The organism is Streptomyces sp. WM6378, from assembly GCF_001279695.1.
GTDB lineage: Bacteria > Actinomycetota > Actinomycetes > Streptomycetales > Streptomycetaceae > Streptomyces.
The window spans coordinates 19,969-28,465 of record NZ_LGDD01000352.1; the positions used below are offsets into that span (position 1 = coordinate 19,969).

At 70.2% G+C, this 8,497-nt stretch carries 9 protein-coding genes; 3 read left to right on the forward strand and 6 right to left on the reverse strand.

What is annotated here, in order from left to right; genetic code table 11:
- Positions 1-35 precede the first annotated feature (35 nt).
- From ADK54_RS41445 to ADK54_RS41470, 6 genes are all read right to left on the reverse strand, one after another.
- Positions 36-1,763: a pyridoxal-dependent decarboxylase gene (locus ADK54_RS41445; protein ID WP_078967054.1), complete on the reverse strand. Its 1,728-nt coding sequence runs from the start codon at positions 1,761-1,763 to the stop codon at positions 36-38.
- Positions 1,764-1,809: 46 nt separating this feature from the next.
- Positions 1,810-3,327 (reverse strand): APC family permease, encoded by a 1,518-nt coding sequence (locus tag ADK54_RS41450; protein ID WP_053731036.1) that lies wholly within the window; start codon positions 3,325-3,327, stop codon positions 1,810-1,812.
- 95 nt (positions 3,328-3,422) lie between these two features.
- Positions 3,423-4,400: a VlmB-like protein gene (locus ADK54_RS41455; protein WP_053731037.1), complete on the reverse strand. Its 978-nt coding sequence runs from the start codon at positions 4,398-4,400 to the stop codon at positions 3,423-3,425.
- 29 nt (positions 4,401-4,429) lie between these two features.
- On the reverse strand, positions 4,430-5,020 hold the full coding sequence (locus ADK54_RS41460; protein ID WP_053731038.1) for a flavin reductase family protein: 591 nt from the start codon (positions 5,018-5,020) through the stop codon (positions 4,430-4,432).
- A complete protein-coding gene (locus ADK54_RS41465; RefSeq protein WP_053731039.1) occupies positions 5,017-5,526 on the reverse strand; it encodes a hypothetical protein in 510 nt (169 codons plus the stop codon). Before ADK54_RS41465 ends, ADK54_RS41460 begins: the two co-directional genes overlap by 4 nt.
- 28 nt (positions 5,527-5,554) lie before the next feature.
- The gene (locus tag ADK54_RS41470; protein ID WP_053731040.1) at positions 5,555-6,694 is read right to left on the reverse strand and encodes an acyl-CoA dehydrogenase family protein; all 1,140 of its coding nucleotides are present in this window, start codon (positions 6,692-6,694) and stop codon (positions 5,555-5,557) included.
- Positions 6,695-7,030: 336 nt separating this feature from the next.
- Between ADK54_RS41470 and ADK54_RS41475 the strand changes: the two genes are divergently transcribed.
- The 3 genes from ADK54_RS41475 to ADK54_RS41480 form a co-directional block, all read left to right on the forward strand.
- Positions 7,031-8,044 carry a DUF2156 domain-containing protein gene (locus ADK54_RS41475; protein WP_234392429.1) on the forward strand — a complete coding sequence of 338 codons (1,014 nt, stop codon included), beginning with the start codon at positions 7,031-7,033 and terminating at the stop codon, positions 8,042-8,044.
- Positions 8,045-8,094: 50 nt separating this feature from the next.
- A complete protein-coding gene (locus ADK54_RS46555; RefSeq protein ID WP_159048058.1) occupies positions 8,095-8,256 on the forward strand; it encodes a hypothetical protein in 162 nt (53 codons plus the stop codon).
- A gap of 61 nt (positions 8,257-8,317) precedes the next feature.
- Positions 8,318-8,497: hypothetical protein (locus tag ADK54_RS41480; protein ID WP_053731042.1), on the forward strand; the 180-nt coding region annotated here is incomplete at its 3' end.

Genomic DNA, 8,497 nt, shown 5'->3' on the forward strand with positions numbered 1-8,497 from the left:
GGACTGGGAAAGCGATCGGTTGCGGTGGCGCCCGGCTACGGCACCGGCGACTCGATCATCGACTCCATCAGCCGGTTCAGCTGGTCGCGCGTCGCGGCGTCCACCGGAGCCGGGGCCGGGGCGGAGGGGAACGCGCCGGGCTGGCGCAGGTCGAAGATGAGGTCGTCGACCAGCTCGCGGGTGAGGTGCCGCATGGCATAGAGATGGACGTACGTCCGGGGCACCCCGTCGACCTGGACCGTCTCGCAGGCCAGCGAGTAGCGCCGCACGATGTCCGCGCGGGGCTGGCGGAAGCGCACGGTCAGCGCCTGCGGGCTGCGGGCCACCCACAACGGCCGGCCGAGCTGGTCCTGCAGGGTGAGCAGCCGGTCGTGCGCGTAGCCGGCGAGGCGGTCGCAGTCCGCGGCGAGGCGAGCCTGGTCGTCGTAGGAGTGCCGGGCCAGGTAGTCCCACATCAGGAGCGCCGAGAACCCGTTGCGGGAGCCCGCGAACGTGGTGTCGGCGGCCCCGATGTACTCCGAGGACTTGGGCGGCGTCATCTGCAGACCGGTGCGGGTCATGAACACCCCGCAGGCCCACGGCGTACCCATCCACTTGTGGCCGCTCATCGTCAGCGAGTGCACGTCGGCGAGCCGGAAGTCGAACACCGGCGGGGCCTCGTCGACCATGCCGGCGTCGCGGGCCATCTCCAGGTAGGGGGCGTAACCGGCGCCCAGCGCCCCGTCGATGTGCAGCCAGTAGCCCGACCGCTCGTCGTAGTCGCTCTCGTTGCCGCGTTCGCGGTGGACCCGCCGGTTGTCCAGGCCGTACTCGGTGCAGATGTCGCGGACGGTGCGGGCCACGGCCTCGACGTCGTCGTAGGCGCCCTTGAACGTGGAGCCGTAGTTCAGGCTGACCAGGATCGGATAGCCCTTGCTCGCGAAGAACCGCACCAGGACGGCGAGTTGGCCGATGTCGATGGCGCCGTCCGGGGTGGAGGGCACCTCCGCCGGCCAGGGCGCGCCGGGGTCGAGCGGGTTGTCGTCGGGGTAGCGGGCGGTGCCGATGGTGTGGAAGGTGTCGATGGCCAGGGCGCGCACCGCCTTGGTCAGCGAGTAGTGGGTGTCCTCGGAGAAGAACGCGACGGGGTGGAAGGCGTGCGGGCTCTGCCCCTCGCAGCGCGGGGCCTGCTCGTACGTCAGCGTGCCCGATCCGGGGGCCTGCTGGCGCCGCACCTTGCCCGACAGGTAGTCCCGGGCGTTCCACAGGCCGTAGAGGTTGCCCTCGCTGGAGCCCATGGTCAGCAGGTAGCCCCAGTACGAGTCGGGGTCCTCGGCGTTGTGCGGCCACTTCGCGTTCCACAGCGAGGCGAAGTAGTCGAGGACCGCGCGCTCCAGGACCTTGGAGTTCAGGGTGTACGAGCTCGACTGGTAGGGGTCGCCGACGTTGTTGAGGTGCCGGTTGAGGTAGTGGGCGAGCCGTTCCTGGTAGTCCAGGTCGCTGGTGACCTGGTAGCCGGCGAAGTGGTGGGTCTGGGTGTCGATGTGGGCCCGGAAGAGGGCCTCGGCTTCGGCGTACTGCTCGGCATCCAGGCCCCCGGGCGGCAGTTGCACCTTGGCGTACGGCACCTCGGGCACCGTGATGTAGGCCGCGCGGGGGTCGCCCGAGGGCGGGGAGACGTTCGGCAGTCCACCCACGACCCGCAGGCCGCTGAAGGTCTTCTGCCACGGAGTGTCTTCGGGACCGAAGGGTATGTCCACGTGCTCTTCGGCGTCGTGTGCCATCAGGGCTGGTCCTTTCGCTGCGCGGCTTCCCGGTGCGCCGACCAGATCACCGAGCTGTTGAGGAGAGACTGGAGGGATCCACGGCGGGGGCCGCGGCCGGCGGCTCGGGCGCCCTGCGCGGTGCCGGCTGTGCCGCCTTGGCGCTGACGCCGCCCAGGCGCACGTACCGGCGCGGCCGGGCCGAGCGCAGCCACCAGGCGAACGCGACACCGGCGCCGGTCACCGCGAACAGCAGCCAGGGCAGCGCGGTGACCACCGGGTTGGTGGTGCCGGTCAGCACGTCGAAGTTCGACGTGACCAGGACGGCCGCGACGATCAGTCCCAGCGCGCCGAGGGCGGGCGCCACCGTGGTCTGCCAGCGCGCTTCGCGGCGGCGCCGGAAGTAGCCCACCACCGCCACCGAGGCGAGGGCCTGCAGCAGGATGATGCCGAGCGTTCCCAGGCCCAGCATGCTGGTCGACATGTTCACGTACGGGTCCAGGCCGGCCGCCGCGAACGCGGCCACCACCACGGCGCTGAACACGGTCTGCACCGCGCTGCTGCGGTGCACCGAGCCGTGCCTGGGGTGCACCTTGTGGAGCCAGCCCGGCAGCAGCCGGTCACGGCCGAGCGCGTACATGTACCGGTTGGCGGCGTTGTGCAGGGCCAGCCACGCGGCGAACAGGCTGGTGCACAGCAGCACTTGCATGGTGACGGTGGCGACGTGCCCCAGGTAGCTGTCGCTGAGCAGGAAGAACAGGTCGCCGAGGTGGCCCGCGGCCTGGTCGCGCACCTTGCCCGGACCGATCGCGCCGACCGCGACCCAGCTGGTCAGGGCGTAGAAGGAGGCGACCACCAGGACGGCGATCACGGTGGCCCGCGGCACGCTCTTGTGCGGGGCCTTGGCCTCCTCGCCGTACAGCGCCGCCGACTCGAAGCCGAGGAACGAGGCGAACCCGAACATCACGGAGACGCCGAGGCCGGGCGCGAAGACGTGGTGGGGGGCGAACGACGTCAACGGGACGGCACCCGTGCCGTGGTGGAAGAAGATGGCGACGTCGAGCGCGAACAGGATCGCGATCTCGCACACCATGCACACCGACAGCAGCCGGGCGCTGAGCTCCGCCTCGCGGTAGCCGAGCACACCGATCACCAGCATGCCGACGAACGCCCACAGCTCCCAGGGCAGGTGCAGGCCGTGGGTGGCGGCCACGCTCTGCGCGAAGTAGGCGAACGCGCCGAGCACGCCGACGGTCGCCGCGTTGTAGGCGAGCACCGCGAGGAGCCCGGACCCGGCCGCCACCGGGCGGCCCAGGCCGTGCGCGATGTGCGTGTAGAAGCCGCCCATGTTGCTGATCCGCCGGGCGATCGCCGCGTACCCCGCGGAGAAGCACAGCAGCGTCAGGCCGGCGAAGACGAACATGGCCGGGACACCCGCACCGGTGCCGATGGCGAAGGACAGGGGGACGGTGAACACCATCGCGGCCAGCGGGGCGGCAGCGGCGATGATGATGAACACGATCTTCGGGGTGGTGAGCGTGCGCTGGAAGCTCTCGCCCTGTGCGCGCGCTGGTGTGCCGGCCATGGGGTCTCCTGCGGGAGGACAGCGGGGGTGCCCCGGCCGCGGTGTGGGGGAGCCGCGGCCGGGACAGGTGTGTGGGGGGAAGGTGGGGGTGTGGGTCAGGTCAGCCGGAGGATGTCGACGGCCTCGGGCAGGCCCATGTACGCCAGGCGCGCCGCGGCCATCTTGTCGGTCCAGGCCTCGGCCATCGCGTAGCGCTCCTCGGGCCCGGTCTCCAACAGGCGCTTGCCGGGCCACACTTCGTAGTCGGCCAGCAGGCCGGCGTGCTGGTGCATGCCCTCCTGGAAGAGGTGCTCGCGGACCATGATGTATTTCCTGTCCGGGATCTCGTCCCACAGCTTGCGGCCGCGCCGGACGATGTCCATCAGCCGTGCGTGGTACTCGGGGTGGGCCCGCAGGTGCTCGCGCACGATGGAGCTGCCCACCGTCAGATGGCGGATCTCGTCGATCGCGGCGCCGCGCGCGATCGCGCTGGCCGCCGGGTCGAGCAGGTTCCACTTGCGTTCGCTCAGTTCGGCGGCGGGCGCCAGGACGCCCTCGATGATGATGGTGAAGACGGCGACCGCGCCGATGAAGTCGCCCTCGTCCCGCAGCGCGCGGACCGCGAAGTCGAGGATCGGGTCCAGGACCTCCTCGCGGTAGCCGGCCGAGAGCCCGGCGATGGTGGTGTGCAGGTCCTCGGCCGGTACGCCCATCTCGACGAGGTGGTTGCGGAACACCATCGAGTGGCGGGCCTCGTCCATCAGCTGGGTGGCGAAGAAGTCCATCTCGGCGACGTTGGTGGCGCCCACCACGTAGTGGGCCAGCGCCCGGGTGCCCTGCTCCTCGGCGACCGAGCGGCAGCCCAGCTCCAGCATCTGGGCGTCCCGCAGCGGGCCGTCCACGCGCATGTGCTCGGGGGTGGGCTCGTCCGCGGTGTGCCCGGTCTCGGTGCGTCCCTTCAGCGTGCCCTGCGCCACACCGCGGAACCAGTACGCGAGGTCGCACTGCTGCGCGGTGAGGTCCAGGTTCATGGCGCCGTCGAGCAGCCCGGGAGCCTGCTCCCAGTCGGTCTCGGGCGGTATGGACATGGTCATGGGGCTCGCTTCCTTTGCGTGGGTCTGCATCATTCGAGAGTGGTCGTGGCGTCCGCGCGCCAGCCCTGCCTGCGCCGCACCCCGTGGAACTCGACGTCGTGGAGCTCACCGCTGAAGTTGATGAGCGGCCGGCCCGCCCCGGCCCCGGCCCGGTCGATCTCCGCCACCAGGAGGTCGTCGCTGGATCCCAGCGGCAGCTGGTCGCTGAGGCGGCAGACGAAGTGGGCGAGTGCGTCCCGCAGCAGCGGGATGCCGGTGCTTTCGTCCGTACGGGACCGGATCAGGTCGAACTGCCCGGCCCCCGGCGGGCGTTGGGGATTGGCGAACCAGTCGGCGAGCAGGGCCTGGCGCGAGGAGAGCACGTTGACGGCGAACCAGCCGCTCTGCCGGATGAGCCGGGTCATCAGCGATCCGCTGCGCAGGCTGACGCCGAGCCGCAGCGGCCGCTGTGACAGCACGCTGGCCGTCGACACGGTGGCGCCGTGGACCAGGTCCTGGTGCGCGGCGGTGAGCACGGCGACGCCGGTGGGCAGCAGCCGGGACACCCCGCGCAGCAGCTGCGCGGCCTCGTCCTCGGGCAGGGGCGGAGCCGGGGTGGGCAGCAGGGACTTCGGGCTCATCGCACCGGCTCCGCGGCCGCAGCCGACGGCTCCCGCACGCCCACGGCCGGCGATCCGGTCGCGCCCGTGCCGAACAACTGCTGGGAGAGCCGGGCGAACTGCTCGTTGGGTACGGGCTCGAAGGGCAGCGCGAACGGCTTCATGAAGTTGCCGAACACGCCCCGGTCCGCGCACAGGTGGATGGGGATCACGAGGAGCGCCCACTCCGGGCCGCTCACCCACATCCACAAGCCGACGACCGCGGCCTGGGTGATCAGGCTGTGCATGGTGTTGTAGGCGACGTAGAAGCCCTTGGGTATCTGTTTCGTGGGGCTGCGCCGGTAGGCGATGGCGCCGGGGATGTAGCCGATGAGGTCGATGTAGACGAACAGCAGGACGGCCGGGAGCCAGCGCACCTCGCCGATGTGGGCGGCGAACAGCACCAGCGAGACGCCCAGGCCGACCAGGTATTCGCCGCGGTGCAGCCGCGTGGTGGTCGGGGACTCGAACGCGTTGACTTGATCCATCTGAGCTCCATTGAGGGGAGTGCCGGGGTCAGATCTGGAGCGGGCCGCCGTTGAAGTACTCCACGAGGTGCGGCGAGGAACTGGTGCGCCCGGGCGGGTGGAAGGCGAGCGGGTGCAGGGCCGAGGACAGGTAGGCGACCTCGGGGGACTTGATGAAGGCGATGCCGCCGAGGAGCTCGACGGCCTGTTCGGAGACGGCGGCCAGGGACTTCTGGATCGCGAAGCGGGCGGTCAGGGCGGCCGCGACGGACTCCTCGCCGTCCACACCGTCGCGCAGCGCCCGGGCGCAGCCCTCGGTCAGGCCGACGGCCGACTCCAGCTGGATCCCGAGGGCCGCCCGGTCGGTGACGGTGCCGCGCTCGCGCCGCATGACCAGCTCGGTGAGCGCGCTCGCCGCCCCCACATAGGCGGAGGTGATGAGCAGTTCGAACCAGACGAAGGTGGCTTCCTGCAGGTCGTCGAGCCGGCTCGGGTCGTCGGGGGTGCCGCGGATGACGAGGTGCTCGGGCACGTGCACGTCGTGCAGGCGGACCTCTTCGCTCTGCGCGGCCGCGAGGACCGGGCTGTCCCAGAACGGGTGGACGGAAATGCCCTCGGAGTCGGCGGGAATCAGCAGCACCGCCAGCGACGGCTGGCCGCCGTCGGCGTCGGGCAGGGTGACGCTGGCCGTCAGCAGGTCCATGGAACGCGAGAGGCTGCACGGCTTCTTCGCGCCGTTGAGGACGAACCCGTCCTCGACGGCCTCGGCCGTCACCGACGGGCTCAGGATGTCCTGCTGGGTACGGCCCTCCGCCCAGCCCGAGGCGAGCAGCATGCCGTCCGGGGCCACCCGCGAAAGGAGCGCCTTCTGCTCCTCGGTCGGCGGCACCACCCGGTCGGCGAGCGCGAACAGCATCGCCACCGTGAAGTTGTGCATGGTGGCGGCGGCCGCCAGCGACGGCGAGTACGAGCCCAGCGCCCGCGTGACCCGCACGGCGTCCAGCGCGTCCGCACCGACGCCCCCGTACTCCCGGGGCACCAGCAGGCCCGCGCCCCCGTACTCCTTGAAGATCTCCAGCACCGGGCTGCCGGCCGCTTCCCGCTCCGGCATCTCCACCGCGTCCAGAGCCTTCAGGAGCCCCGGATGGTGACGTTCGCAGGTGTCGCGTGCAATGTCGAGAGAACGCATCTGGGGGTTGCCTCCACCTGGTTTACGGATCAGGATGCCGAGATCAGGGAATTCGGGGGCGGCGGGGCAGTCATTCCGCGCCGCGCATTCCTCTTGAATGTCAGCTCTCTTACCGTCACACGGCACTCTGACCGGCCTCTGACATCAATCTGACGCGTTGAAGCAGGTTCCGCACAACGATTTCTGACGTGTCGTTGACATTGCACTGACATATGGCCAACAGCGGCTCCGTCGCCATTGCATGCAGCAACGGGCCGCCCCATCATGAGGCGTGGCACCGCCGATTCCACAGTGCGGAGACAGGGCGGCCTGCGATCGGACGACAAGGAGAACACGGTGACACAGAGCACGCTTGAAGAAGTGTCGAACGCCTCGGCCGACTATGCGCTGGAGGCAATTCAGAAATACTCGCAGGCGGAGAACCCGAGTTCCTTCCTGGCCGTCAACCAGGGAAACTCCTATTTCACGCTGCCGGGCCGCCCCGGCATCGTGATCTACCGTCCGGCGGGGGAGTACCTCGTCCAGTTCGGCGGCCCGTTCGCCCCCGAGGAGTCCTACACCGACCTCATGGAGGCCTTCGCCGAGTTCACCGCCGCCCAGGGCCGCAAGCTCGCCGCGATCCAGCTCCAGCTGCACGACGCCCGCATCCACGCCCGGCACGGCTACACCGTTAACCAGGTCGGCGCCTCCTACGCCGTCGACCTGAGCACCTTCACCGTGGCCGGCACCCGCTACATGCAGCTGCGCAACAAGATCTCCCGCGCGCTGCGGGCCGGTCTCACCATCGTGGAGGCCGACTACGAGCAGTGGCAGGACGGCGTCACAGCCATCGACAGGCGGTGGCTGCCGCTGAAGGGCGAGGGCGCCCGGCCGCTGGAGTACCTGGTGGGCCAGACCGGCGGCGCCATGCAGAAGCACCGCCGCCTGTTCGTCGGCCACATCGACGGCGAGCCCATCGGATACGTCTCCTACTCGCCCGTGTACGGCACGAACCCGGGCTGGATGCACGACCTGAGCCGGCGCATCCCCGAGAGCCCGGCCGGCGTCATGGAAGCGATCAACAAGGCCGCGATCGACACGTTCAGCGCCGAAGGCGTGCCGTGGCTGCACTTCGGCTTCACCCCGTTCACCAGCCTTACCGAGGACCGTGAAGTGACCGGCCACAGCCTGGGATTCAAATGGCTGATGCATTACCTGTGGGACAACCAGGTCGTCTACCCCGCATCGTCCCAGCTCGCCTACAAGGACAAGTGGAACCCGACCCTGGTGACCACCGAATACGCCGCGTTCCCCGAGCAGGCGAGCGCCGAGGGATTCGTGAACATCTGGCGCGCCGCCAACGCCATGTGAACCGCCCCGAAAACCACGGAAATCGGCCCGGCCCCCAAGGAGGAAATCCAGTGAACCCGAGTACCGAAAGCGCTGCGATCGAGCAGGCGCAGGAGCAGCTGACCTCGTCCTTCATCGCTTTGTGCGGCGACCCGGACGACGCGGCGGCCGCCGCCCGCGCGGACGGCGCGCTGCACACCCTGGACGTGCTCCTGGCCACCGGCGCCCCGTGACCTCTGCGCGCATCAGCACCCGTCGCCCCCGTACGCACAGAGCAGACAGAGAAGACAGCTGATGATCGAGCAGGTCACGGAACGTCCGCCCGCGCAGCACGACGTGGAGACCGCCGGCCCGGCCCCGCGGCCCCGGCCGCCCGAGCACGTCACGGGCGCGAAGTCCCTCATCCGTTCTCTTGAGGAGGTCGGGGCGGAGGTGGTGTTCGGGATTCCGGGCGGTGCCATCCTCCCGGCGTAC

Coding starts and splice junctions, on each gene's coding strand:
- ADK54_RS41450 (WP_053731036.1), bottom strand. CDS start 3,327: ATGGCCGGCACACCAGCGCGCGCACAGGGCGAGAGCTTCCAGCGCACG.
- ADK54_RS41445 (WP_078967054.1), bottom strand. CDS start 1,763: ATGGCACACGACGCCGAAGAGCACGTGGACATACCCTTCGGTCCCGAA.
- ADK54_RS41470 (WP_053731040.1), bottom strand. CDS start 6,694: ATGCGTTCTCTCGACATTGCACGCGACACCTGCGAACGTCACCATCCG.
- ADK54_RS41460 (WP_053731038.1), bottom strand. CDS start 5,020: ATGAGCCCGAAGTCCCTGCTGCCCACCCCGGCTCCGCCCCTGCCCGAG.
- ADK54_RS41465 (WP_053731039.1), bottom strand. CDS start 5,526: ATGGATCAAGTCAACGCGTTCGAGTCCCCGACCACCACGCGGCTGCAC.
- ADK54_RS41455 (WP_053731037.1), bottom strand. CDS start 4,400: ATGACCATGTCCATACCGCCCGAGACCGACTGGGAGCAGGCTCCCGGG.